25 protein-coding genes are annotated in these 22,711 nt (G+C 75.0%); 16 read left to right on the top strand and 9 right to left on the bottom strand.

Going from position 1 to position 22,711, the window contains the following annotated elements; translation table 11 throughout:
• Window positions 1-45 precede the first annotated feature (45 nt).
• A complete protein-coding gene (locus tag Ae331Ps2_RS09165) occupies window positions 46-2,436 on the bottom strand; it encodes a penicillin-binding protein (RefSeq protein ID WP_249265223.1) in 2,391 nt (796 codons plus the stop codon).
• Window positions 2,437-2,591: 155 nt separating this feature from the next.
• Between Ae331Ps2_RS09165 and Ae331Ps2_RS09170 the strand changes: the two genes are divergently transcribed.
• Window positions 2,592-2,954 carry a WhiB family transcriptional regulator gene (locus Ae331Ps2_RS09170; RefSeq protein ID WP_083695388.1) on the top strand — a complete coding sequence of 121 codons (363 nt, stop codon included), beginning with the start codon at window positions 2,592-2,594 and terminating at the stop codon, window positions 2,952-2,954.
• Window positions 2,955-2,972: 18 nt separating this feature from the next.
• Entirely contained in the window at window positions 2,973-3,650 is a 678-nt protein-coding gene (locus Ae331Ps2_RS09175) for a class I SAM-dependent methyltransferase (protein ID WP_075309489.1), read from the top strand.
• A 2-nt stretch (window positions 3,651-3,652) separates the two neighbouring features.
• On the opposite strand, the gene Ae331Ps2_RS09180 is transcribed toward Ae331Ps2_RS09175, so the two are convergent.
• A complete protein-coding gene (locus Ae331Ps2_RS09180; protein WP_020626607.1) occupies window positions 3,653-4,096 on the bottom strand; it encodes a MarR family winged helix-turn-helix transcriptional regulator in 444 nt (147 codons plus the stop codon).
• Between the two features lie 92 nt (window positions 4,097-4,188).
• Between Ae331Ps2_RS09180 and Ae331Ps2_RS09185 the strand changes: the two genes are divergently transcribed.
• Window positions 4,189-4,452, top strand: a complete 264-nt coding sequence (locus Ae331Ps2_RS09185) for a hypothetical protein (protein ID WP_043280967.1) — start codon at window positions 4,189-4,191, stop codon at window positions 4,450-4,452.
• Window positions 4,453-4,454: 2 nt separating this feature from the next.
• Here Ae331Ps2_RS09185 and Ae331Ps2_RS09190 read toward each other — a convergent pair whose 3' ends face one another.
• Both Ae331Ps2_RS09190 and Ae331Ps2_RS09195 read right to left on the bottom strand, forming a co-directional pair.
• The gene (locus tag Ae331Ps2_RS09190; RefSeq protein ID WP_075309487.1) at window positions 4,455-5,618 is read right to left on the bottom strand and encodes an ArsA family ATPase; all 1,164 of its coding nucleotides are present in this window, start codon (window positions 5,616-5,618) and stop codon (window positions 4,455-4,457) included.
• Window positions 5,615-6,667, bottom strand: a complete 1,053-nt coding sequence (locus Ae331Ps2_RS09195) for an ArsA-related P-loop ATPase (RefSeq protein WP_043280965.1) — start codon at window positions 6,665-6,667, stop codon at window positions 5,615-5,617. The genes Ae331Ps2_RS09190 and Ae331Ps2_RS09195 overlap by 4 nt, the downstream gene beginning before the upstream one ends.
• A gap of 165 nt (window positions 6,668-6,832) precedes the next feature.
• On the opposite strand from Ae331Ps2_RS09195, the gene Ae331Ps2_RS31080 reads away from it, so the two are divergent.
• From Ae331Ps2_RS31080 to Ae331Ps2_RS31085, 4 genes are all read left to right on the top strand, one after another.
• The gene (locus Ae331Ps2_RS31080; RefSeq protein ID WP_020626603.1) at window positions 6,833-7,003 is read left to right on the top strand and encodes a DUF4177 domain-containing protein; all 171 of its coding nucleotides are present in this window, start codon (window positions 6,833-6,835) and stop codon (window positions 7,001-7,003) included.
• Window positions 7,000-7,458: a RidA family protein gene (locus tag Ae331Ps2_RS09200; protein ID WP_075309485.1), complete on the top strand. Its 459-nt coding sequence runs from the start codon at window positions 7,000-7,002 to the stop codon at window positions 7,456-7,458. The genes Ae331Ps2_RS31080 and Ae331Ps2_RS09200 overlap by 4 nt, the downstream gene beginning before the upstream one ends.
• Window positions 7,459-7,470: 12 nt before the next feature.
• Window positions 7,471-8,034, top strand: coding sequence for a hypothetical protein (locus tag Ae331Ps2_RS09205; protein ID WP_075309483.1), 564 nt, complete (start codon window positions 7,471-7,473; stop codon window positions 8,032-8,034).
• Between the two features lie 2,079 nt (window positions 8,035-10,113).
• Window positions 10,114-10,842, top strand: coding sequence for a hypothetical protein (locus Ae331Ps2_RS31085; RefSeq protein WP_139319219.1), 729 nt, complete (start codon window positions 10,114-10,116; stop codon window positions 10,840-10,842).
• 270 nt (window positions 10,843-11,112) lie between these two features.
• Here Ae331Ps2_RS31085 and Ae331Ps2_RS09220 read toward each other — a convergent pair whose 3' ends face one another.
• Window positions 11,113-12,006 (bottom strand): Gfo/Idh/MocA family protein, encoded by an 894-nt coding sequence (locus tag Ae331Ps2_RS09220; protein ID WP_075309475.1) that lies wholly within the window; start codon window positions 12,004-12,006, stop codon window positions 11,113-11,115.
• Between the two features lie 52 nt (window positions 12,007-12,058).
• Here Ae331Ps2_RS09220 and Ae331Ps2_RS09225 point away from each other — a divergent pair, with 52 nt between their 5' ends.
• From Ae331Ps2_RS09225 to Ae331Ps2_RS09245, 5 genes are all read left to right on the top strand, one after another.
• Window positions 12,059-12,865: an NUDIX hydrolase gene (locus Ae331Ps2_RS09225; protein WP_212567612.1), complete on the top strand. Its 807-nt coding sequence runs from the start codon at window positions 12,059-12,061 to the stop codon at window positions 12,863-12,865.
• Window positions 12,862-13,650, top strand: coding sequence for an MBL fold metallo-hydrolase (locus Ae331Ps2_RS09230; protein WP_075309471.1), 789 nt, complete (start codon window positions 12,862-12,864; stop codon window positions 13,648-13,650). Before Ae331Ps2_RS09225 ends, Ae331Ps2_RS09230 begins: the two co-directional genes overlap by 4 nt.
• Before the next feature lie 107 nt (window positions 13,651-13,757).
• Complete coding sequence (locus tag Ae331Ps2_RS09235) at window positions 13,758-14,411, top strand: transporter substrate-binding domain-containing protein (RefSeq protein WP_212611746.1); 654 nt, start codon at window positions 13,758-13,760, stop codon at window positions 14,409-14,411.
• A 98-nt stretch (window positions 14,412-14,509) separates the two neighbouring features.
• Entirely contained in the window at window positions 14,510-15,178 is a 669-nt protein-coding gene (locus tag Ae331Ps2_RS09240) for an amino acid ABC transporter permease (RefSeq protein WP_020628207.1), read from the top strand.
• Window positions 15,175-15,927, top strand: coding sequence for an amino acid ABC transporter ATP-binding protein (locus tag Ae331Ps2_RS09245; protein ID WP_020628208.1), 753 nt, complete (start codon window positions 15,175-15,177; stop codon window positions 15,925-15,927). Before Ae331Ps2_RS09240 ends, Ae331Ps2_RS09245 begins: the two co-directional genes overlap by 4 nt.
• Here the strand turns inward: Ae331Ps2_RS09245 and Ae331Ps2_RS09250 are convergent.
• From Ae331Ps2_RS09250 to Ae331Ps2_RS09265, 4 genes are all read right to left on the bottom strand, one after another.
• Complete coding sequence (locus Ae331Ps2_RS09250) at window positions 15,924-16,616, bottom strand: HD domain-containing protein (protein ID WP_075309469.1); 693 nt, start codon at window positions 16,614-16,616, stop codon at window positions 15,924-15,926. The two genes, Ae331Ps2_RS09245 and Ae331Ps2_RS09250, sit on opposite strands and share 4 nt — an antisense overlap.
• Window positions 16,613-17,875 (bottom strand): MFS transporter, encoded by a 1,263-nt coding sequence (locus Ae331Ps2_RS09255; protein WP_075309467.1) that lies wholly within the window; start codon window positions 17,873-17,875, stop codon window positions 16,613-16,615. Before Ae331Ps2_RS09255 ends, Ae331Ps2_RS09250 begins: the two co-directional genes overlap by 4 nt.
• A 41-nt stretch (window positions 17,876-17,916) precedes the next feature.
• The gene (locus tag Ae331Ps2_RS09260) at window positions 17,917-18,591 is read right to left on the bottom strand and encodes a Crp/Fnr family transcriptional regulator (protein ID WP_020628211.1); all 675 of its coding nucleotides are present in this window, start codon (window positions 18,589-18,591) and stop codon (window positions 17,917-17,919) included.
• A 163-nt stretch (window positions 18,592-18,754) separates the two neighbouring features.
• Window positions 18,755-19,003, bottom strand: a complete 249-nt coding sequence (locus Ae331Ps2_RS09265) for a hypothetical protein (protein WP_043282623.1) — start codon at window positions 19,001-19,003, stop codon at window positions 18,755-18,757.
• Between the two features lie 352 nt (window positions 19,004-19,355).
• Here Ae331Ps2_RS09265 and nth point away from each other — a divergent pair, with 352 nt between their 5' ends.
• Genes nth through Ae331Ps2_RS09285 form a run of 4 tightly spaced genes read left to right on the top strand, consistent with a single transcriptional unit; the run spans window position 19,356 to window position 22,700 of the window.
• Complete coding sequence (gene nth, locus Ae331Ps2_RS09270) at window positions 19,356-20,087, top strand: endonuclease III (protein ID WP_075312644.1); 732 nt, start codon at window positions 19,356-19,358, stop codon at window positions 20,085-20,087.
• Window positions 20,084-20,755 (top strand): TlpA disulfide reductase family protein, encoded by a 672-nt coding sequence (locus tag Ae331Ps2_RS09275; protein ID WP_075309466.1) that lies wholly within the window; start codon window positions 20,084-20,086, stop codon window positions 20,753-20,755. The genes nth and Ae331Ps2_RS09275 overlap by 4 nt, the downstream gene beginning before the upstream one ends.
• Window positions 20,752-21,498, top strand: a complete 747-nt coding sequence (locus Ae331Ps2_RS09280; RefSeq protein ID WP_233147684.1) for a CoA pyrophosphatase — start codon at window positions 20,752-20,754, stop codon at window positions 21,496-21,498. The genes Ae331Ps2_RS09275 and Ae331Ps2_RS09280 overlap by 4 nt, the downstream gene beginning before the upstream one ends.
• 2 nt (window positions 21,499-21,500) lie before the next feature.
• The gene (locus Ae331Ps2_RS09285) at window positions 21,501-22,700 is read left to right on the top strand and encodes a MarP family serine protease (protein ID WP_075312640.1); all 1,200 of its coding nucleotides are present in this window, start codon (window positions 21,501-21,503) and stop codon (window positions 22,698-22,700) included.
• Window positions 22,701-22,711: the final 11 nt, after the last annotated feature.

Raw genomic sequence — 22,711 nt, forward strand, 5'->3', positions numbered from 1 at the left:
TGGCGCGCGGTGCCGCCCGGCCGGGTGACCCGGCCGGGCGGAGCGTCACCCGCCGTCGGGCGGGCGGTTCCCCTCGTCCGGCCGGCCCGGCGGCGGGCCGGAGTCCGGCGCGGGCGCCGGAGCCGGGCTGCCCGGGGGCGGCGGCGGAGCGGGCACCGACCCGCTGCTGACCTGCAGGGTCACCTGCTCACCCGGGAGCGCGGCACCGCGGGGCTCCTGCCCGACGACCGTCCCCTCGGGAGCGTTGTTGTCGACGGTGCGGGTGGTGACCTGCCATCCGGCGCCCTCCAGCTCACCGCGGGCGTCGCTCACCGACCGGCCGACGACGTCCGGGATGCGCGACTCGGCGCCGCCGTCGAGGTAGCGCGGGTCGGTCGGCGGCAACGGGGTCGGCGGGGTGTTCGCGACGAGCGGGCCCACCGCGCCGTACCAGGTGCGGGCCGGGGTCTTGCCGCCGAAGATGTTGCCGTTCCCGCAGGCGAAGGGGGCGCCGCCGCCGTCGCAGAGGGGTCGCGGCCGGTTGGAGTTGTCGAAGGTGATGACCGCGCCGGCCATCTCTGGGATCGCACCCATGAACGCGGCCGACTTGTGCTGCTGGGTCGTCCCCGTCTTGCCCGCCATCGGCCGGGTCCAGCCCGCGGCCCTCGCCGCGGCGGCGGAGGTGCCGGCGACGTCGTCCTTGCTCAGGCCGGTGACCAGGGTGTTCGCCAGCGCGGGATCGACGGCCTGCTGGCAGGGCTCCTCGGTGATCGGGACGGGCTTGCCCTCGGCGTCGGTGATCGAGTCGATCGGCGTCGGCGGGCACCACTTGCCCTGGGAGAACAGGGTGGCGCCGACGTTGGCCAGCTCCAGCACCGACGTCGGGGTGACGCCGAGCGTGAACGACGCGAGCCGCTGGTCCTTGATCACCTCGGCGATCGAGCGGTCGGTGCGCTTGCCGGTGCCCGGGTCGACGAACGGCGTCGTGGCCAGCGACTTCATGCCGAGCCGGACGGCCATGTCGACCACGTCCGGCACCCCGGTGAACTCCTCGAGCTTGATGAACGCGGTGTTCGGCGACTGCGCGAGCGCATCGGTGAGGCTCATCCGGCCGGGGTAGTTGCCGGCGTTCGCGACGGGGACGGGGCGGCCGCTGCCGTCGACGTAGATCGGGGAGGCGTAGCCCGAGGGCGGCACCTGCATCGAGTAGTTGATGCCGAGGCCCTTCTCCAGCGCGGTGGCCGCGGTGAAGATCTTGTACGTCGACCCGGCACCGAGGTTGACCGGCTGGTACGGCAGGCCGTAGCTGGTCTCCTCGGCGTCGGCGTTCAGGCCGAACGTGCGGCTCGACCCCATCGCGAGCACCCGGTGCTTGTCCTGGCCGGGCTGCACCAGCGACATCACGTTCGCGACGTTGGGGGTGTCCGGCGGCACCTCCTTGTCCAGGGAGCGCTTGACCTCGGTCATCGCGCGGCGGTCCAGGGTGGTGCGGATGGTGTAGCCGCCGCGCTGGATCTGCTCCTCGGTGAAGCCGGCCTCGGTCAGGTACTGCGTCACGTACTTGCAGAAGAAGCCCATGTCGCCGGCACCGATGCAGCCGTTCGGCACCCGCACCAGCGGGTTCGCGACGCCGAGCGGAGCGGCCATGGCCTGCTTCGCCTGGGCGTCGTCGATCATCTGCTGCTGGCGCATCTGGTCGATCACGACGTTGCGCCGCTGCAGCGCGGTCTGCGGGTTCTGCACCGGGTCGAACTGGGTGGTCGAGCGGACCATCCCGGCGAGCATCGCGGCCTGCGGGACGGTCAGCTTGTCCGGCGTGGTGTTGAAGTACGTGCGCGCCCCGGCGGCGACGCCGTAGGAGCCGTCGCCCAGGAAGACGATGTTGAGGTAGCGGTTGAGGATCTCGTCCTTGGACAGCTGGCGTTCCAGCTGCAGGGCGATCCGCGCCTCCTTGAGCTTGCGGGCCGGTGTCTGCTCGGTGGCCTTGAGCCGCTCGGCCTCGCTCGTCGCGTCGACGTAGAGCATGTAGTTCTTGACGTACTGCTGGGTGATCGTCGAGGCACCCTGGACGACGTCGCCGGACGCCGAGTTCGCGACGACCGCGCGCAGCGTGCCCTGCCAGTCGACGCCGTCGTGCTCGTAGAACCGGCGGTCCTCGATGGCCAGCATCGCGCCCTTCATCGCGGTCGAGATCTGGTCGTTCGTGACCTCGGTGCGGTTCTGGTCGAACAGGTAGGCGATCGGGCGGCCGTCGGAGTCGGTGAGCGTCGTCGTCAGCGGCGGGCGGGTGCCGACCAGGTCCGCCGAGCTCGAGGTGACGCTGTCACCCGCCTCGTTGGACAGCATGCCGAGGCCGCCGACCAGTGGGAAGGCCATGCCCGCCGTGATCACACCGAGCAGGACGCACAGGCCGGCGAGGACGCCGAGCGGGCGGAGCAGACGCCGGGGGAACCTCACGGGACCAGCCTACGGGCCACGGCGTCAGGAACCGGTCAGGCCGACACCCCCCGGGTTGCGTAGTTTTGCGCGCTGACCCGGACACCCTCCGCGGTCGAGGATCGACGCATCACGTCGCGGGCCACCGGGCCCGCACCGGCCCGAGAGGCGACCCGATGCTCGACACCCTGCGTCCCGTCACCGGCAGGCCCCGCCTGCGCCCCGCCGTCGTCGTCCGCGCCTGCACCGCGGTCTGGAACTGGCGGTCGGCCGCACGCTGCCGCACCGAGGACGCCGAGAACCTGTTCGTCACCGGCGCCGACCAGCGCGAGGCACGCGAGTTCTGCCTGTCCTGCCCGGTCCGCACCGAGTGCCTCGCGCACGCACTGGACCACCAGGTCGAGTTCGGTGTGTGGGGCGGGATGACCGAGCGGGAGCGCCGGGCGCTCCCGCGGCGGCGCCCGGACGTGCGCGACTGGGCCGCGCTGCTCGGACGCGCGCGCTCCGACCACTACGCCGGACGCAGCAGGAGCGCCTGACCCGATAGCGTCAGCGGCGTGCTGGAGTTCCTGGCCGGTCTCTACCGGACGCACGCCGACGATCTCGCCGCGGTGATCGACCAGCAGCGGGGGCTCCTCGCCGGCGGCACGATCACTCCGCAGCTCGACGACGTCGAGGCCGAGCTGACCTACCTGCTGCTGCGCCACCACCGGCCGTCGCAGGTGGTGGAGGTCGGCACCTACTACGGCTGGTCCACCACCTGGATCCTGTCCGCGCTGCGCGACAACGGGGCGGGTCACCTGCAGTCGTTCGACCTGGTCGACCACGTGTGCGGCACCGTGCCCGAGGAGCTGTCTGCCGGGCGCTGGACGTTCCACCGCGGGGACCTGCGCGAGACCGTCGAGAAGGTCCCTGCCGGCACCGGCTACCTGTTCGTCGACGCCGACCACGGACGCCGCTTCGCCCGCTGGTACCTGGAGCACCTGTTCGGGCGGATCGCGACGGGCACCCCGACCAGCGTGCACGACGTGTTCCACCTGCCCCGGGCACGGCCGTTCACCGAGGGGGCCGAGGTGCTGCGGCACCTGGCGCCCAGCGGCACCGGCTGGTTCACCCCCTCGCGGGCCGCGGCACCGCGGAACCTGCGTGCGCTCGACGCCGTCCGGGCCGAGCTGGGGATCACCGGGGCACGCGGGACCTCGCGCAACCCGATGATCTTCTTCTCGATGCCCTGAGCTCAGCGGGCGGGATCGCGCAGCCCCTCGACGACGCCCTCCAGCACCGTCGCGAACCGGTCGGCCTCGGCCCGGTCCAGCCCGGACAGCAGGCGTTCCAGACGCGCGTCGAGCCGTCCACGGGTGCGGTCCACCGCGGCTCGGCCCGCGTCGGTGAGCGCGACGGCGACCGCCCGACGGTCGGTCCCGTGCGGACGGCGGAGCAGCAGTCCGTGCGCCTCGAGGGTGCTGACGTGCCGGCTGGCGACACTGCGCTCCAGTCCGACGGCGGCGGCCAGCTCGGTGGTGCTGACCCCGTCGCCGAGCCGGGCCAGCCCGGACAGCACCGGGTAGGTGGTCGCGTCGAGACCGTCGATGCCGCCGGTCAGTGCCGCGTGCAGCCCGGTGCGGGTGTCACGCAGCAGTAGCCGGCCGAGGGCGTCCGCACAGCGTCGTTCGGGGGTCACACCGCCCCACGATACGTGCAGCTTGCACGCTCCCCACCGTCCGGCGTACCGTCCGAATGCGTGCACAGTGCACGCTCATGGAGGGAGTGGTCATGACCGGAGCGGTGGATCCCGAGGACGTCCTGCCGGACGGGGTCGAGTACGCGGAGCTGGGCGGGACGCCGGTGCGCAAGGGCACGGTCGCCGCGTTCGTCGCGACGGCGCGGTCCCTGGAGGCGCTGCCCGCGGGCGACCCGGCCGAGGCCGGTCTGGCTGCGCACCTGCGTGACCTGCTGCCGGGCCTGCGCGCGGTCGGGGTGCTGGAGGTGTTCGCGCCCCGCTCGGCCCGGCTGCGGGCCGCGCTCGGCGTGTCCTGAGCTCACCCCGCCGACGCCGCGGCGCCGGACTCGGTCTCGCCGGCCAGCAGCGCGCCGACCCGACGCAGCCCGTCGAGGTCGGCGATGTCACCGGCCAGCGCGGGCACCCGCGTCACCGCCACGCCGGGGTGCGCGGCGGAGAACCGGGTGAGCAGGTGCTCCTCCCGTTCGTGCAGGTCGACGCGGTCGGCGTGCAGCCGCAGCACCGCGGCCGCGATCTGCGACCCCGGTCCGCCGACCTGCTCGGCCGCGGCCCGCGCGCGGGCCGCGGAGACCGGCGCGAGCACCGGGTGGGTCCGGTTCAGCACGAGCCCGGCCAGCGGCATGTCCTCCGACGACAGCCGCTCGGTGAAGTACGCCGCCTCGCGCAGCGCGTCCGGCTCCGGTGCGGCGACGACGAGGAACGCCGTGCCCTCCGAGCGCAGCAACGCGTAGGTCTTGTCGGCCCGCTCGGCGAAGCCGCCGAACAGGGTGTCGAAGGCCTGCACGAACGCCGACGCGTCCTGCAGCATCTGCCCGCCGATGATCGAGCCGACGGCCTTGGCGAACAGCCCGAACCCGGCCTCGACGATCCGACGCAGCCCGCGGCCGCCCGCCCGGGCGGGCGCGGCGAGCAGCTTGATCATGCGGCCGTCGAGGAAGCGGGACATGCGCTGCGGGGCGTCGAGGAAGTCCAGCGCCGAGCGCGAGGGCGGCGTGTCGACGACGACGAGGTCCCACGTCCCGGCGCCGGCGAGCTGACCCAGCTTCTCCATCGCCATGTACTCCTGCGTCCCGGAGAACGAGGAGGAGACCGTCTGGTAGAAGGGGTTCTCGATGATCTTCTGGGCCCGCTCGGGCGGGGCGTGCGACTCCACCATCTCGTCGAAGGTGCGCCGCATGTCCAGCATCATCGCGGCGAGCTCGCCGTCGACCGCCTTCACCGGGGCGGGGTCGTTCGACAGCTCGTCCACCCCGAGTGCCTGGGCCAGGCGCCGCGCCGGGTCGATGGTGAGCACGACGACCTGACGGCCGCGATCGGCGGCGCGCACCGCGAGCGCCGCGGAGGTGGTCGTCTTCCCGACGCCCCCCGAGCCGCAGCACACGATGACCCGGGTGGCCGGGTCGTCGATCAGGGCGTCGACGTCCAGCACCCCGGCCGGCGCCGGGTCGGTCCTGCTGGTCATCGGCGGGCCTCCAGGTGCACTCCCTGCGCGGTCATCGACTCGGCGAGCTCGTAGAGCGAGCCGAGGTCCACACCGCCCAGCAGCGCGGGCAGGGTGATCCGCGGCAGCGGTGGGGTCGGCTCGGTCTCCAGCCGGCGCAGCGCGGCGGTCTCCCCCTCGACGGCGACGGCGTGCTCCACGGTCTCGGCGACCAGGCCGTCGATCTCGGCGGGGGCCAGCTCGATCCCGGCGCTCTGCAGGCCGTTGCGGATCCGGGTCGCGTCGACCCGGCCGCCCGCGGCGGCGGTGACCGAGCGGTCGGGCAGCCACTGCTCGCGCATCCGGTTCACCACGACCGAGCCCAGCGGGATCCCGGCGGCGTCGAGCTCGGCGACGGCGTCGAGCGTCTCGGTGACCGGCAGGTCCGACAGCAGCGTGACCAGGTGCACCGCGGTGAGCGGGGAGTGGATCAGCGCCTCGACGCCCTTGGCCTGCCCGTGGATCGGCCCGACCTTGGCCAGGTCCGCCATCGCCCTGGTGACGTCGAGGAACGACACGAGACGACCGGTGGGCGGCGCGTCGAGGACCACCGCGTCGTAGGCGGGGAGGCCGTCGGACTCCGTGCGGGTGACGCACTCCTTGGCCTTGCCGGTGAGCAGCACGTCACGCAGGCCGGGGGCGAGCGTGGTCGCGAACTCGATCGCGCCCATCCGGCGCAGGGTCCGCCCGGCCACGCCCAGCCGGTAGAACATCTCGAAGTACTCCAGCAGCGCGGCCTCGGCGTCGACGGCCAGCGCCCGCACCTCGCCCCCGCCGGGCGCGACGGCGATCCGCCGCTCCTCGTACGGCAACGGCGCGGTGTCGAAGACCTGGGCGATGCCCTGGCGGCCCTCGACCTCGACGAGCAGCACCCGCTTCCCACCGCCGGCCAGGGCCAGCGCGAGGGCGGCGGCCACGGTGGTCTTGCCGGTTCCCCCCTTGCCGGACACCACGTGGAACCGCACGCGGGAGAGCGCATCGGGCCACGGATCGGGGCGGGTTCCGGGCTCGGGCCGGACGGTCGTGCTCACGACGACCAGCGTACGAGCGCCCACCGACAGCGGCCCGTCGGCGAGGTGCGTCCCACAACGGACGGGCGCGTCCCACGCTCCGGCGGTGGGCGTCCGTCGCAGCGGGACGGCCATCCGTCGCGCCACGGCGGTTCGGTGTCGGGTGCCCGGGTTACAGTCCCGCCCATGAGCTCCCCGGTCGTGAAGTGGGAATACCTGACCGCCCCCCTGCTGATCCACAACACCAAGGCGATCCTGGACAACTTCGGCCGCGACGGCTGGGAACTGGTCACGGTGACCAGCGGCGCGAACGCCGAGCAGCTGGTGGCGTTCTTCAAGCGGCCGGTGCAGCAGTGAGCGCACTCGCCCGGCTGACGGAACTGGGGTTGACCCTGCCTGCCGTGGCCGCACCGGCCGGCGCCTACATCCCGGCCCGGCGCAGCGGGAACCTGGTGTTCACCGCGGGCCAGGTCCCGTTCGTGGACGGCAAGGTCGCCGCGACCGGCAAGGTCGGCGGCACCGTCACCCCCGAGCAGGCCTACGACCTGGCCCGGATCTGCACGCTGAACGCGCTCGCCGCGATCGACGGGCTGGTCGGCCTCGACAGCGTCACCGGCGTGGTGAAGGTCGTCGGGTTCGTCGCGTCGGACCCGTCGTTCACCGGCCAGCCCGGCGTGATCAACGGTGCGTCGGACCTGCTCGGTGAGGTGTTCGGCGAGGCCGGGGCGCACGCCCGGTCGGCCGTCGGCGTCGCGGTGCTGCCGCTGGACGTACCGGTCGAGGTGGAACTGACCGTGGAGATCAAGGACTGAGGTCGGGTCGACATGGGTGTGTCCGTCGGGGTCCCGGCCGGTCACGAGCTGCTGCTGCGGCTCGCCGGCCGGGTTCCCGACGAGCTGCTCTGGCGGCTGCGCGACTGGCTGGCCGCCGGGGACACCACGGCGCTCGGCGCGGTCCTGCCGCGCACACTGCTGCGGCACCGGATCGGGCTGACCGGGCACGAGCGCACCCTGCTGGCCGAGGTCGTCGGGCCGGACGCGCCGTCGCGGCGCCTGGTCGACGCGGTGCTGCCCGGCACACCCCCCGCCCCGCCCACGTTCACGGCGGGCGAGCCGGACCTGGCCGCGTGGTCGGCCCTGTCGGTGGTGCGCGACGAGGCGTCCGCGCTGCTGCTGGCCGTGCGTGACGACGGAGCCCGCGTACTGCTCGTGCGTGACGCGCAGCGGCCGCACCTGCTCGCCGCCGCGGTCGCGCGGCTGCTGCGTGTCCACGGTGACCGTGTCCCGCGCGTCGAGGCCCTCACCGGCGACGCCCCGACCGAGTACCACGAGGCCGCGTGCACCGCGGCGGCGTCGTTGTGGAGCCGCGAGCCGGTCCCCACCGGCTGACGCGGACCGCGAAGGAGGCCCCATGTCCGACCCCACGTACCGCCTGCTGCGGGAACTGGCCGGCCGGGTGGACGACGACCTGCTCGCCACCGGACGTGAGCTCGTCGCCGTCGGCGAGGAGGGGCACGCGCTGGAGCTGCTGGTCGCCGAGCTCGTCGCGGGGCGGGCGGTGCTGCCGCACGCGGTGCGCTCCGAGCTGGTCACCGAGGCGGCCGCCCGCCGGGTGCAGCCCGACGCCGACGCCTGCCTGCCGCCCGCCACGGACGTCGCCGCGGGTCCGCACCGGTTCGACGGCGACGGTCCGCCCGGTGCCGCGGAGGCGGTGGCCGCCGCACTTGCCGGCGTCCCGGACCCGGAGTCGGGCTGGACGCTGGCCTGGCGCACGACGCCCGCCGGTGCCGCCCCCGGCCCGCTGCCGCAGCCGGTGCTGCTGGCCCGCACCGGACCGCACGACGCACCTGAGGTCCTGACCTACCAGGCGCAGGCGGCGCTGGCCCGCGCCGGGCTGGTCGTGTCGGTCGAGGTCGGCGACGACAGCCCGGATCCCGACTACCACCGCGCCGCCCGCGAGGTCGCGCGGCCGCTCCCCGCCGCTGCACCGCTCCCCGCCGCGCCACCACCCGCGGCACCACTCACCGCCGCACCACTCTCCGCCGCACCGCCGCTCCCCGCGGCCGCCTCCTCTGCGCCGTCCCACGACACTCCGTCCCACGACGCCCCGTCCCGTGACGACGTGTCGGCGGAGGGCGCCCTGCCCACCGGCGACCGGCCGGCCCCACCCACCTCGGCCCACTCGTCCGACCGGGCTCTCGGCGACCGTCCCGACGACCGGCCGTCCCACCGGGCCGGACTCGTGTCCGCGGCGGCCCCCCGGACCCGCGGCCCGACCGGGACGCGCCCTCCATCGACCCGGACCCCGAGCCCGGCGCACTCGGCGGCCTGGACAGCGACGCGGCGCCGGCGTTCGATGCCGTACCGGCCCGGGACCGCGCCGACGGCTCCCCCGTCCGCCCCGCCGTCGATGCGGAGGTCCCCGACCCGGGGCGATCGCCCGCACCGATCCCCGACGACCGCCCCGCGCCCCGCACCGACGGCCCCTCCACGCAGGTTCCGGAACCGGCGGACCGACCCGGCCACGTCGATCCGGTGTCGACGAGGAGGACCACCACCTCGCCGGGAACGAGCGGGCCCGGCGACCGGCCGGTCCGGTCCTCCGACGCTGCCGCCTCCCGCACCGGCGCGGACCCGGGCACCCCCGCGACCGGCTCCGCGACGAGCCCGTCCGACGCGACCGGTCCGGGCCCGGACACCGGCACCTCGGCCGGCACCGCACACGGTCCGGAGACGGCCACCGCCGACCCGGCCGTTCACGGCCCGGAGGCGGGCACCGCCGATCCGACCGGCACGACAGTGCGCCCTGCGACCCGCGGCCCGCGGGCCGGCACCCCCGACAGCGCCGATCCAGGTTCGGCCGGGTCGCGCGGCCCCGCGGCCCGACCGGTCGCGGTACCCGCCGAGGGCGAGGACACCGCGCATCCGGCACCGCGGCCGTCGCCGCCGATCCGGGCGTTGCGGCAGGCCACCGGGGGCGACTGGTTCGACTCGCCCCCGGAGGCCGGCAGCCCGAACCCGACGCCGGCGAGCGGCGTCGGCGAGGTCTCCGACGTCCCCCGGCACCGCTTCGTCGCCGAATCCGCCGGTCCCGGCAACGGCCACTCCCCGGACCACAACGGGGCACACCCCGCGACCGCGGACCGCGGGCCCGTGGCGGGGCCGCCGGAGCGTCCGGTCGCGCCCGACACGTCGCCGTCCGGCCGGCCACCGCGCCCCTCCGACGGACCGCCGACACCACCGGTCAACCGGGCACGTCCCGGGCCCCCGGCGTATCCGACTGCGCCGGAGACCCGGACCACGCCGGATACCCCGACCACGCCTGAGTCCCCGACCACGCCCGTTCCACCGGTCGCCGCCGCGGATCCGTCCCCGGTCGGCCGCCGGTCGACCCGGCGTGACCTCGACGTACCGCCCCACGGGGCGGCCGGGCGGGCGCCCGCGGGTGACGGGCCCGCCCCGGTCGTCGTGCGTCCGCCCGTCGGAGCACCCGCGGCGCCGGGCCCCGACGAGGCGTCCTGGCTCGCGGACTGGGCCTCGGGCGCCTGGGTCGGGGAGATCGGGCCGCCGGAGGAGCCGGCGCGGACCGACCGGACCGATGTCGACCGGACCGTTCCGGGCACGCCGCGCGTCGTCCCCGCTGTGAACGGCACCGCGCCGGCCTCGCGGGAGACCCCGGCGGACGCAGACCACGCCGTCCCCGCCCCGCACGCACGCGCCGGACTGCCCGACACCGGTCCGGCCCCGGACGAGGCAGGGACCGACCCCGTCGACGAGGCGCCCACCCCACCTCCGGGCGCCCCGATCCGGCGCGCCCCGGCTCCCCCGGCGCCGGCCGACCGGGACCGCCGCCCCCGCCACCTTCTGCTCACCGACGACGAGCCGGACGAGCCGCGGGAGCCGGACGAGCCCGTCGCGGACGCCACCGAACCGGCCGACGTCGTGGGGCCCGCACCGGCGACGGACCAGCTCGCGCCGCGCCCGCCGGAGGAGACGGCGACGGGTCTCGCGGCAGGGCCCGCGGAGGCACCCGCCCCGAGGCCTCGACCGCGACCACGTCCCGCCGGGGGCCTGGCCGACCGGCTCACCCCCACCGAACAGGACCTGCTGCAACGGCTGCACGAGGAGCTCGCGGCCCGCGAGAACGGCGGCGAACCGACCCCCCGCAACGGCACCGCCCGCACCGACCGGGGCTGATCCGGCCGGGTTCCGGGGGACCGTCACCCGCGAACTCGCTTACCCGGTAAGCGAGTTCGCGGAACAGCGTCCCCCCGGCGAGAGCGGGAACTCGGCCAGGCGGGGCGGGAACACTCCGCCAGGCGGGGCGTGAACTCAGCCAGGCGGCGGGAACTCGGCCGAGCGGGAGCCGGAGCGCAGCAGCCGGGCCGGAGCAGGAGCGCAGCAGCCGGGCGGGAGCCGGAACTCAGCCGGGCCGGAGCAGCAGCTCGGCCGCTCCGGAGCGGGCACTCAACCGACCGCGCGCACGATCCGGTCGATCACCCGCTGCAGGTGCAGCGCCCGGGCGGCGTCCACCGGGAGGTCTGCGCCCGAGCCGATCGCGTCCGCGAGGTCGTCGAGCAGCGCGCCGAAGCAGGCGCCCGCGTCGGCCGGGCGTCGGTCGAGCACGTACCGGCCGCGGCCGTCCGCCCCGAGCCCCCCGACCAGCGCCACCTCGAACTCGGTCGGGTCCACCGGGACGCGCAGCGACAGCACCACCGAGCTGCGGGCGCCGCCGTCGTGGACGAGGCCGATCCGCCACAGGTCGGGCTCGTCGCGGTGGGCGTGGTCGACGTCGACGACCGGGCCCACCGCCGCGTCCAGCAGGTCCACGACGTGCGGGCCGACGTCGAGCAGCGCCCCGTGCTCGGCCCGCCACGACGACGCCGCGAACGGCCCGCCCAGCAGAGCCCCGGACAGCCAGCGCGCGGTCGCGGTCGTCCCCGGTCCGCCGGCGCCGGTCGGGACCGCGTCGAGCCAGGCCCGGATCGCCGGGTCGAACCGCAGGGTCAGCATCGTCGCCGACCGGACGCCCGACGCCGCGACCGCGGCCGCGGCCCGTTCGGCGGCGGGCAGGTCCGCGGCCAGCGGCTTCTCCAGCACCACGTGCTTTCCGGCGGCCACGACCCGCTCCAGCAGGTCGGCCTGGACGGCGGGCGGGACGGCGAACGCGACGGCGTCGCACGCGTCGAGCAGGTCCTCGACCGACGCGTGCACGGGACCGCCGGAGACCGCGGCGATCTCGGCGGCCGCCTCCGGTCGTCGCGCCCACACCCCGGCCGCCGACCAGCGGGGATGCGCCGCGATGGCGGGGGCGTGCACCTGTCGCGCCCACGGCCCGGCGCCGAGCAGTCCGATACGCATGCGGGCATTCTCACCGCCGACCGGCCCCGATCATGACCTAGGGTCGGCGGCCATGAGCGATGATCCGGCGACGCAGCCGGTCGAGCCGAGGGCCGCCGCGACCGTCCTGCTGGTCCGCGACGAGCCTGCCGGCGGTGACCTGCAGGTCTTCCTGCAGCGACGAGTGGCCGGGATGGCGTTCGCCGGCGGCATGACCGTGTTCCCCGGCGGCGGTGTCTCCGCCGGGGACGAGCCGGACCCCGGCCGCTGGCGCGGCCCGGACCCGGCCCTCTTTGGCGCCCGGCTCGCCCAGCCGGCGGTCCTGGCCGCCGCGCTGGTGACCGCAGCCGTCCGCGAGACGTTCGAGGAGTGCGGCGTGCTGCTGGCCGCCCCCACCGGCTCCGACCCCGGCCCGCTGGAGGCCGCCGCGGCCTGGCGGGACGACCTCGTCGCCCACCGCACCACGCTGCCGGAGCTGCTGGCGGCCCACGACCTGGAGCTGCGCGCGGACCTGCTGGTCCCGTGGGCCCGCTGGATCACCCCACCACGCAACCCGAAGCGCTACGACACCGCGTTCCTCGTCGCACGGGTGCCGGACGGCCAGGTCGCCGACGACGCCACCACCGAGGCCGTCGAGGCGCGCTGGTGGACCCCGGCCGAGGCGCTGGCCGGCTACGACGACGGCGATCTCAAGCTGATGCCGCCCACCCTGCGGACCCTGCAGGAGCTGGACCGCCACGCCACCGCCGCCGACGTCCTCGCCGCGGCGGCCGAGCGCGACATCGAGCCGATCACGCCCGAGGTGCGGCGCGAGGGCAGGGTCGTCACGATCACCCTGCCCGGCGATCCCGACTGGATCTACGAGGAGGCGCTCCGGTGAGCCACCCGCTCTACGGAACCCTGCGCACCGCGCACCCGCTGGCGTCGGTGCTGCTGCAGCACAACCCAGGCCCGATGACGCTGGAGGGCACCAACACCTGGGTGCTGGCGGCCCCGGACGCGCACGACCGGATCGTCGTCGACCCGGGCGAGGACGACGGCACGCACCTGGAGGCGCTGGCCGACGGCCCACCGGTCGCCGCGGTCGTCCTGACCCACCGCCACCACGACCACGCCGGCGGGATCGGCCGGTTCGTCGAGCTGACCGGCGCACCCGTGTACGCCGCGGACCCCTCGCTTACGTCGGGGACCACCCCGCTGCTCGACGGCGCCGTCGTCACCGGTGGCGGGGTCGAGCTGGAGGTGCTGAGCACCCCCGGTCACACCTCGGACTCGGTGTCGCTGCTGCTGCGCGGCCCCGGCTCCGACGGCGTCGCGCTGCTCTCCGGCGACACCGTGCTCGGCCGCGGCACCACCGTCATCGCCCATCCCGACGGCACCCTCGGCCCCTATCTGGACTCGCTGCGCCGGACCGCGGAGCTCCCCGCGGGCACCCCGGTCCTCCCCGGGCACGGGCCGGAGCTCCCGGACGCCGCCGAGACGGCGCGCCACTACCTCGCCCACCGCGAGCAGCGGCTGGAACAGGTCCGGGCGGCGCTGGAGCGGCTCGGGCCGGACGCGTCGGCCCGCGACGTCGTCGAGGTCGTCTACGCCGATGTCGACACCTCGCTGTGGGACGCCGCCGAACTGTCGGTCCGGGCACAGCTGGATCACCTGCGTGGATGAACGGGGCTCCGCGGAGCGTTGGACCGGCGAGGCCCGATCGGCCTAAGGTCCCCGCATCCGCGGGGGCGTCGCGATCCGTCCGCCCCGTTCCGCCCGAAGGAGACCCCGTGCGTCGCACGATCCTGGCCCTGGCCGCCGCGCTGCTGGCCCTCACCACCCTCGTCGGCTGCAGCAGCGGTGGGTCCGACACGCTGCGCGTCGGCACCGAGGGGACCTACAGCCCGTTCAGCTTCCAGGGCCCCGACGGGCAGCTGACCGGCTACGACGTCGAGGTCGCCCGTGCGGTCGGCGCCAAGCTGGGCAAGGAGGTCGAGTTCGTCCAGACCCCCTGGGACTCGATCTTCGCCGCGCTCGAGTCGCAGCGGATCGACCTCGTCGCCAACCAGGTCACGATCAACGACGAGCGGAAGGCGAAGTACGACCTCTCGACGCCCTACACCGTGTCCGAGGGCGTGATCGTCACCCGCGCCGACGACACCGCGATCCGGAGCCTGGCCGACCTGCGGGGCCGCACCACCGCCCAGTCGGCGACCAGCAACTGGGCCGAGGTCGCCCGCGGCGCCGGGGCGAACGTCGAGGCCGTCGAGGGCTTCGTGCAGGCCGTCCAGCTGCTCAAGGACGGCCGCATCGACGCGACGGTCAACGACACCCTGGCCGTCGGCGAGTACGAGAAGTCGACCGGGGACAAGGGCGTCAAGGTCGCCGCCACCACCGGGGACACAGCGAGCAGGCCTTCGCCGCCCGCAAGGACAGCGGCCTGATGCCCGACGTGGACCGGGCACTGGCCGAGCTGCGGGCCGACGGCACCCTGGCGCAGCTGTCCGAGAAGTACTTCGGCAGCGACGTCAGCGGGAAGTAGATGGATCCCGCCACCTGGGAGCTGATCGGCCGCAACCTGTGGCCGATGCTGAAGGCGACGGTCACGATGACCATCCCGCTGACGGCGATCAGCTTCGTGATCGGGCTGGCGCTGGCCCTGCTGCTGGCGCTGGCCCGGATCTCGTCGATCGCGGCGTTGTCCTGGCTGGCCCGCGCCTACATCTCGGTCGTGCGCGGCACGCCGCTGCTGGTCCAGCTGTTCATCGTGTTCTACGCGCTGCCACAGCTCGGGCTGGTGATCGACCCGTTCCCGTCGGCGGTGATCGCGTTCAGCCTCAACGTCGGCGGCTACGCGGCCGAGATCATCCGGGCGGCGATCCTGTCCATCCCGAAGGGGCAGTGGGAGGCCGCGCAGACCATCGGCATGGGGTACGCGACGACGCTGCGCCGGGTGATCCTCCCGCAGGCCGCGCGGACCGCCGTCCCGCCGCTGTCGAACACGCTGATCTCCCTGGTCAAGGACACGTCGCTGGCCTCGACCATCCTGGTGACCGAGCTGCTGCGGGTCGCCCAGCTGGCCGCGGCGCCGACGTTCGACTTCTTCGCCCTCTACGGCGTGGCCGCGGTGTACTACTGGATCGTCTGCCTGATCCTCTCGTCCGTGCAGGTGCGGGTGGAGGCGCGGCTGGAGAGGTACGTGGCGCGATGAGCGACCTGCTGACCGTCCGGGGCCTGCGCAAGTCCTTCGGGACGCTGGAGGTCCTGCGTGACATCGGGTTCGACGTCCCCGCCGGGACCGTGACCGCCGTGATCGGGCCGTCCGGCTCGGGCAAGACGACGGTGCTGCGCACCCTGAACGCGCTGGACCGGGCCGACGCCGGGGTGATCACCATCGGCGATCTCGCGGTCGACTTCGGCGCCCCCGTCGACCGGGCCACGCTGGCCCGGTTCCGGTCCCGGACCGCGATGGTGTTCCAGTCGCACAACCTGTTCCCGCACCGCACCGTCCTGGAGAACGTGATCGAGGGCCCGGTGATCGTGCAGAAGCGGCCCCGGGCCGAGGCGACCGCGGACGCCCGGCGGCTGCTGGACCAGGTGGGGCTGGCCGAGAAGGCCGACCAGTACCCGTACCAGCTCTCCGGCGGCCAGCAGCAGCGCGTCGGGATCGCCCGTGCGCTGGCTCTCGACCCGCAGCTGATGCTGTTCGACGAGCCCACCTCGGCGCTGGACCCCGAGCTCGTCGGCGACGTCCTGCGGGTGATCAAGGACCTCGCGACGGCGGGCCGGACGATGGTCATCGTCACCCACGAGATCCGCTTCGCCCAGCAGGTCGCCGACCAGGTCCTCTTCGTCGACGGCGGGGTGGTGGCGGAGTCCGGTCCGCCGTCGCAGGTGCTGGTCGAGCCGGCGCAGCCCCGCACCCGGCAGTTCCTGAAGCGGATCCTGGACCCGCTCTAGACCTCGGGCGGGGCGCCGCCTTCGTCGCCGTGGACCTCGATCCACTCCTCGCGGAACCGGCGCAGGAACTCCACCAGGGCCGCGTGCCGCCGCTCGCCCATCTCCCGGCCGGCGGCGGTACGCAGCTCGCCGCGCAGCCGGAGCAGCTTCTCGTGGAAGTGGGCGACGACCGAGCCGGTCGGCCCGGACCGGTAGCCACCGCTCGCGACGCCCGCCCCCGGGTCCCACAGGGGCTCGCCGATCGCGCCGCCGTAGGCGAACGCGCGGGCGATGCCGGTGGCGCCCATCGCGTCGAGCATGTCGGCGTCGTGCAGGCAGGCGGCGATCCGGTCCGCGGTGGGCGCCGTGGCCGCCTCGGAGAACGAGTAGCGGCCGGTGGCCTCGACGGCGTCGAGCACCGGGTCCCACAGCTGCTCGGCGACCCCGCCGCGGCGCAGTGCGTCCCGGGCGTCGTCGCGGACCTCCGCGGGCGCGACGACCCGGCCGAGCCGGGCCTCGGCCGCCCGGTGGTGGTCGTGCACGTACGCGGCGACGGCGGCGACGAACCCGTCGAGCCCCTCCCGCACCGCCAGCCGGGCCGACAGCCCGGCGACCCGGTCGAGGTGTCCGAGGTCGTGCGCGACGTCCGCACCGGCCATGTCACCGGCGACGACGTCGCGCAGCCGCCGCAGCTCCCCGGCGCCGCTCACGCCGGGCTCCCGGCCGCGACGGCGCGGGGCTCGGTGTCGGCGACCGAGCCGCGACGCAGCCACAGCAACCCGGCGACCAGCAGCCCCAGGGCGCCGCCCGCCGCGTACCCGCCCGGCCCGACGAGGTCGATCATGACGCCGGACAGCGCCTGCCCGACCGAGACACCGAGCACCGCGGCCATCACCATCCAGTTGAACGCCTCGGTCGCCGCCCCGGCCGGAGCGGTCTGCTCGACGCCGAGGGAGTGCGCGGTCACCTGCGGGGTGATCAGCGCGCCTGCCGCCATCATCACCACGGCCAGCAGCACCAGCGAACCGAGCGGGGAGACGAGCCCCATCGCCGTCACCAGGACGGCGAAGCCGGCGAGCAGGACCGGCAGCCGCAGGTGCAGCGGCCGCGGCCAGGGCCGCATCCCGTAGAGCACCCCGGTCAGCACCGAGACCACCGACCAGAGCGAGAGCAGGAGCCCGCCGGCGGCGGGCGAACCGGCGAACGCGGTCGCGGCGATCACGCCGACCTCCGCGGTCCCCGCCACCAGCCCGAACCCGAGCGACGCCAGCGCCACCGTCCGCAGCCCGGGCCGCCGGAACACCCCGAGCAGCCCGGCCTCGACCGGCAGCGACCCGTCGGCGCGCTCGGCGCGGATGCGGGCCGAGCGGCGGCGTACGGCGGCGGTGAGCGCGAACCAGGTGGTGCCGACGATCTCCGCGGTCGCCGCGGCGACGAGCGCGGTGCCCGGCCACGGCGTCGCCACCACCAGCACAGCGGCCAGCGCGGGCCCCATGATGAAGAAGATCTCGAGGCTGATCGCCTCGTAGGTGTAGGCGGCCTCGCGGCGCGGCCCGGGCGGGGTCAGGTCCGACCACAGCGCCCGTGACGACCCCTCGAACGCCGGCGTGACGAGCCCGGTGACGACCGCGACCGCCACGGCGAGCGGCAGCGCCGCCCGGAACTCGATGCTCAGCACCAGCCCGGTGACGCACAGCAGGTACACCCCGACGAGCACCAGCATCGGCCGGGTCGGGCCCAGCCGGTCCAGCACCCTCCCCTGCACGACCGTGCCGACGGCGGTCCCGACGAGCAGCGCCGCGGAGACCGCTCCGGCGACGGCGTAGGAGCCGTGGACCTCGCGGACGTAGAGCAACGTGGCGAGGCTGTGCATCGCGATCGGGAACCGACCGAGGACGGAGGCGCAGACCGGCGCGGCCGCCCCGGGGGTCCCCAGGGCGGCGCGGTAGTCGGAGAGGGCGGCGGGCACGCCCCAGGATCACATGTTCTGGGACGTCCGTACCAGAGAATTCAGCGAGCGCGTCGCGCGAGCCGCTCCGGCTCCAGGATCAGCACGCTCTTGCCCTCCAGCCGCAGCCAGCCGCGGTGCGCGAAGTCGGCGAGCGCCTTGTTCACGGTCTCGCGGGAGGCGCCGACGAGCTGGGCGATCTCCTCCTGCGTGAGGTCGTGGGTGACCCGCAGCAGACCCGACTCCTGGGAGCCGAACTGGCGCGCGAGCTGCAGCAGCGACTTCGCCACCCGGCCCGGCACGTCGGTGAAGATCAGGTCGGCGAGCATGTTGTTGGTGCGGCGCAGGCGGCGGGCCAGCACGCGCAGCAGCTGCTCGGCGATCTCCGGCCGCTTGCCGATCCACTCGCGCAGCGCGCTGCGGTCCATGGTGTAGCAGCGCACCTCGGTGACCGCGGTCGCCGAGGACGTGCGCGGGCCCGGGTCGAAGATCGACAGCTCGCCGAACATGTCCGACGGACCGGCCACCATGAGCAGGTTCTCCCGGCCGTCGGGGGACTTCCGGCCGAGCTTCACCTTCCCGCCCGACACGATGTAGAGGCGGTCACCGGGCTCTCCCTCGGAGAAGATGACCTGCCCGCGGGAGAACTCGGCAGTCTCCAGAGCTTCCGCCAGCGCCTCGGCGGCCTGGGGCTCCACACCTTGGAAGATCCCTGCCCGGATCAGAACCTCGTCCACTGCAATGCTCCTCGTTCACCGGCCGTGTCGTCACGGCGGGTCGTCGGCGCGTCAGTGTAGAGGTCTTCGCCACACACGTGCGCACCACTGGCCCGATCGGATTGACATCCGATCGGGTCCGATTCGTCGCGGGGCGCTGTAGCGCCTCCTGCACCCGATCTTGTCAGGCCGACGGGACCTGGCTCCGACGAGCCCCCCGACGGCGCCGGTTGCGCAGCCGGAACAGCTCCAGCGCGCGGCCCGTGCCGGACCGGAACAGGGCACGGACCTCGTCCGGCCGGGGCTGTTCGAGCATCTCGTCCAGCTCGTCCTGGCGCACGGTGGACTCCCGCATGCGGGACTCCACGCGCTCCATGCCGAGCGCGAAGAACATCACGAGCAGCGGGACGAGAACGCTCAACCAGGCAGTCATGGCGGCTCCGATCCTCTCGTACGGGTTCGGAGCCCGGCCGGTCGGGGGTGGTCGCGTCGGGGGCTTCGTGACGCGTTCGTGACCTCGTAGCCCGTTCGGCGCACACTCGACCGGGGGCGGGCACCGCTCGTCGGACGCGTCGCCGCGCCGGACGGTCGACCACGCTCCGACGCGAACCGGACCGCGCGCGGCGACGAGCGGTGCACGGCGCGACACCGTGACACGACTGTCGGTGCCCACCCGTACGCTCGGTCACGTGAGCACCTCCGCCGGACGGACGTCGCGGGCGTCGCGGCCCACCCCCCGCGCCGCAGCCGGTCTGGCCGCGCGCGTCGCGGCCGGGGAGAGCCCGATCGGGCGAGCACGCCGGGTCAACCGCACCCTGCGGGCGTTGGCCGAGGCCTACCCGCACGCGCACTGCGAGCTGGACTTCACCACCCCGCTCGATCTCGCCGTCGCGACGATCCTGTCCGCGCAGTGCACCGACGAGCGGGTCAACCAGGTCACCCCGGCACTGTTCGCCCGGTACCCCACCGCCGCGGACTACGCCGGCGCCGACCGGACCGAGCTCGAGGAGCTGATCCGCTCCACCGGCTTCTACCGGAACAAGGCGACGTCGCTGATCGGGCTGGGGGCCGCCGTCGTCGAGCGGCACGGCGGGGAGCTGCCGTCGACGCTGGACGAGCTGGTGAAGCTGCCGGGCATCGGGCGCAAGACCGCGAACGTCATCCTCGGCAACGCGTTCGGCGTCCCCGGGATCACCGTCGACACCCACTTCGGACGTCTGGTGCGCCGCTGGGGCTGGACGACCGAGGAGGACCCGGTCAAGGTCGAGCACGCCATCGGCGAGCTCGTCCCGCGCCGGGACTGGACGATCGTGTCCCACCACGTGATCTTCCACGGGCGCCGGGTCTGCCACTCCCGCAAACCGGCCTGCGGCGCCTGCACGCTCGCGGCGGACTGCCCCGCCTTCGGCCTCGGCCCCACCGATCCGGGCGAGGCCGCGGCGCTGGTCAAGGGGCCGGAACGGGACCATCTGCTCGCACTCGCGGGGATCGCGGGGCCCTCCGGGGACGGCCGGTGACCAGGACAGGCGCCTCCCGCTCCGAGATCGTGTCGACCGCGGTCGTCGTCGTCCTGGTGGCGATCGCTGTCTGGGCGCTGTGGCCCTCGGGATCCACCACGGGCGGGGGCGCCGGCAGTGGCCCCGCGGCGAGCGCGGCCCCGGCCGACCGGCCCGAGACCGACCTGGCCGCCGCGGACCCCCAGGCGCTGGCCACCGCGCGTGCCTCGGCCCGGCTGGCCCCCTGCCCGGTCCCGTCCGGCGCGGCGCCGGCCGGTCCGCTCGCCGGGATCACCGTGCCGTGCCTGGGCGCCGACGGCCGCACCGACCTGGGCGCGGCCCTGGCCGGGCGTCCGACGCTGGTCAACTTCTGGGCGTCGTGGTGCGTGCCGTGCCGCGAGGAGCTGCCCGCACTGCAGGCCTACGCGCAGCGGCCCGGCGCACTGCCGGTGCTCACCGTCGACGTGCAGGACGACCCGGTGGCCGCGCTGACCCTGTCCGCGCAGCTGGGGGTCACCCTGCCGGCCGTGACCGACCCGCAGCGGGCCGGGCGCCGCGCCCTGGACACCCCGCCGCTGCTGCCGGTCAGCTACGTGACCCGCGCCGACGGCGGCGTCGCGATGGTGGACCCGCCCGTCCCGTTCCGGACCGCCGACGACGTCGCGGCCGCCGTGGAGCGGTTCCGGTGACCGCGCACGCGGACATTCCGCGGGTGCCCGAGCCCGACCCCTCGGCGACGCCGGCGTCGCTGCGCCCGCTCGTCGACGGGGCGCTGGGCCTGGACCCGGCCTGGTTCGGGTGGCGACGCCTGCCGCCCGACAGCGGCGAACCGCGCCGGGCCTCGGTGCTGATGCTGTTCACCGACGCGGAGTCCGGGGGACCGGACGTGCTGCTCACCGAGCGCGCGGCGACGCTGCGCTCGCACGCCGGGCAGGTCGCCTTCCCCGGCGGCAGGCTCGACCCGACCGACACCGGCCCGGTGCACGCCGCCCTGCGGGAGGCCCGGGAGGAGACCGGGCTGGACCCGTCGGGGGTCGTGCCGCTGGCCGTCCTGCCGGACCTGTTCATCCCGCCCACCGGCTTCCTGGTGACCCCGGTGCTGGCGCACTGGGCGTCGCCGTCGCCGGTGCGGGTGGTCGACGCCGCCGAGGTCGCCCGGGTCGTCCGGGTCCCGGTGGCGGTCCTGACCGACCCGGCGAACCGGTTCACCGTGCGCGGCCCCAGGGGGCACACCGGCCCCGCCTTCGACGCCGCGGGCCTGATGGTCTGGGGTTTCACCGCGGGCCTGCTGTCCGCGCTGCTGCAGCGGTCCGGTTGGGAGCGTCCGTGGGACGCCGGCCGGGTCCTCGATCTCGACGACGCCTGGGCCCGGGCCCGGCGGCACGAACCGGAAGGAGTCCGGGTGGACGACCACGGCGTGGTGGACCGGTGAGCATCAGCTGGGTCGACGTCGTCGTCGTGATCCTCGCTCTGCTGGCCGCGGCGTCCGGCTGGCGGCACGGGGTCGCGGTGGCACTGCTGTCGTTCGCCGGTGTGCTGACCGGCGCGGTGCTGGGGCTGCGGCTCGCCCCGTTGCTGGCCGGGCAGGTGGAGTCCCAGCAGGGGAAGGTGCTGCTCGGGATCGGTGTGGTGGTGCTGCTCGTCGCGCTCGGTGAGGCGACGGGCGTCTACCTCGGACGGTTCATCCGCGACCGGATCCGCGGCGAGGGCACCCTGAAGGTCGACTCCACGCTGGGCGCCGGCGTGCAGGCGGTCGCGGTGGTGGTGGCGGCCTGGCTGATCGCGCTGCCGCTGTCCTCGACGAGCTTCTCCACCCTGACCAGCGGCCTGCGCGACTCGCGAGTGCTCGCCGGGGTGGACGACGTGATGCCGGACGCGGCACGCAAGCTCCCCGCCGAGCTGCGCCAGCTCCTCGACGACTCCGGCTTCCCCGACGTCGTCAGCCCGTTCTCGCGGACACCGGTCGCCGCGGTCGGCCCGCCGGACTCCGCGCTCGCGCAGTCCCCGGTGGTCACCGAGGTCCGCGACCGGGTGCTGAAGGTGCGCGGGCGCGCACCGTCCTGCCGTCGCGCGCTGGAGGGGACCGGGTTCGTCGTCGCCCCGCAGCGGGTGATGACCAACGCGCACGTCGTCGCCGGGACCTCCAGCACCACCGTCGAGGTGACGACGTCCAGCGGACGGACCCGCCAGCTCGACGCCCAGGTCGTCTACTACGACCCCGAGGTCGACGTGGCCGTGCTCGACGTGCCCGACCTCGACGAGCAGCCGCTGCAGTTCAGCCCGGACCCGGCCGCCGTCGGCGACGACGTGATCATCCTGGGCTACCCGCTGGACGGCCCGTACACGGTCACCCCCGGCAAGATCCGGGAGCGGATCCGGCTGCGCGGACCGGACATCTACGAGCAGGGCAGCGTGCTGCGCGACGTCTACACCGTCCGCGCGGTGGTGCGCTCCGGGAACTCCGGCGGCCCGATGATCACGCCCGACGGACGGGTGGTCGGCGTCGTGTTCGGCGCCGCGCTGGACGACACCGAGACCGGTTTCGTACTGACCGCCGAGCAGGTCGGGCAGGCGTTGAACGTGGCGGCGAGCGGCGCCTCGTCCCCCGCCGACACCGGGAACTGCGCCTCCTGACCCCACCGCAC

Source organism: Pseudonocardia sp. Ae331_Ps2 (assembly GCF_001932405.1).
Taxonomy (GTDB): domain Bacteria; phylum Actinomycetota; class Actinomycetes; order Mycobacteriales; family Pseudonocardiaceae; genus Pseudonocardia.